Raw genomic sequence first — 1,648 nt, 5'->3', positions numbered from 1 at the left:
GCCATCCACGCCACGCCGCTTCCCCTTATCGGCGATTGGCCGATGCGGATTCGAGTCCGCCAATGCGCTTGGCGAGAGGTCGCTCGTCAGGCGCGTGTAGAGCGTTTCATCCTTCATCTATGCCGCGGCGGCGTGGCGTGGATGGCCGCGACAAGCGCGGCCATGACGGCGGCCCTTGGGAAAGGGGCGGGAGGAGGCGGTTCCACATTGGCGGGTTATGCGACTGCACACACAAAATATCCTGCATGCTGGTCGCATATTGGACTTCATATGATTATCCTTCCGCGGTTGGCATGGATACGGGCGATCTGGCAGGGCTGGGAAGAGATGGTGGATGTCCAAACACCCACGAAAAAAGGGCTTTCCGAAAGCATAAATGCTTGCATTGAAAATGCTAATAAATTGGTAAACGACTCTGATTGTCTTGATTACTGCGATCCGCCATCGCTTCGGCTTTACATTCTGCTGATTGCCCAAGAAGAGTTAGCAAAAGCGTTCATTCTGCTCTTAGTCCGTGATGACATAATCCATTTCAATCGCTTCTTGCTCCGTGCAATGAACGATCATGCCTGTAAACATCTTGTCGGACTCATTATGGATTACATAATCATGCACTGGGAGACTCTCGAAGAGTTACGCGAATCGGTCGCCCGTGATTTCGAGCTTGGCGACCAACTACCGGAGGAGATCGAAAGCGCGATCATGCTCCTACGTTTTGAAAAGATAGGTAGATGGGAGTCGCGCGCTTGGGATTGGCAGGAGCCCCCACCCTATGAAAGGGGGGCGAAGAATGTAGCTGAGGGCAAAACTGATCGGCGAAAGCAGGATGCGCTTTATGTGCGGATTGGCGGAGATGGTCGTGTTTGTCTGTCGCCAGTTTTTGCACGAAAGGAGGTCGAGGAGGAGAAGCGGAGGGTGCATGATTTCCGTTACCTCGTCGAGAACTTATTTGGCGGCGGCGTGAGTTCTGACAGATACGAGAAAACTATCTCTTGCATACGGTCAATGTTTACACATCGCATTTGACATTCTGCTTGCTGCAAAACTCAAGACTTTCGGCACGCGCGTCGATCCCCGGCCGATCAACAGTTCGCACGACGCAAAAGTCAGGCGCGAAAAGGCCGCCTCACCGCCACGGGTCGAGCACGGGCGCGCGCGCCCGCGCGAATTCGGCGGCGTCGCGCGTCACCACTGTCAAGCCGTGATGCAGCGCCGTCGCCGCGATGAACAAGCCCGGTTGCGAGAATGTGTGTCTGGATTTGCGGCCGTCCTCGACGAGCAGCCGCCATTTGAGGATCACATCCTCGCTCACAGGCAGCACGCGCCGCTCGAACATCGGACGCACTCTGTGCGTCAGCCAGTCGCCGAGCTCGGCGCGTCGTGTCGCGTCTTCGACGAGCTCGATGCCAAAGCGAATTTCGGCGAGCGTGACGGTGCTGACATAGAGCAGATCGAGCGGCTGCGCGGCGATGAAGGCGACGACCTTCGCTTCGGGTCTGGGGCGGCGCAGCTCCGAGAGAATATTCGTGTCGAGCAGCCAGCCCGTCACAGCTCGACGTCGCGCACCGGCGCCCGCTCGCGCTTCGGCTCGATATCGATGTCGCGGTAGGGCGAGGACTGCATAGCGGCGATCAGGGCCTCGCCGGTT

General features: G+C 57.5%; 2 protein-coding genes. One reads left to right on the top strand and one right to left on the bottom strand.

The genetic code is table 11. The annotated features are described in order from the left end of the window. Window positions 1-1,026, top strand: a 1,026-nt coding sequence (locus A1351_RS04885) for a hypothetical protein (protein ID WP_210178236.1), incomplete at its 5' end; no start/stop codon positions are given. Window positions 1,027-1,126: 100 nt separating this feature from the next. On the opposite strand, the gene A1351_RS04880 is transcribed toward A1351_RS04885, so the two are convergent. After that, a complete protein-coding gene (locus A1351_RS04880) occupies window positions 1,127-1,549 on the bottom strand; it encodes a type II toxin-antitoxin system VapC family toxin (RefSeq protein ID WP_064032377.1) in 423 nt (140 codons plus the stop codon). Window positions 1,550-1,648: the final 99 nt, after the last annotated feature.

Origin of the sequence: Methylosinus sp. R-45379 (assembly GCF_001644125.1) — a bacterium.
Classification (GTDB): Bacteria; Pseudomonadota; Alphaproteobacteria; order Rhizobiales; family Beijerinckiaceae; genus Methylosinus.
Note: the sequence above shows the minus strand (reverse complement) of the source record. Positions and strands in the feature narration are given on the sequence as shown.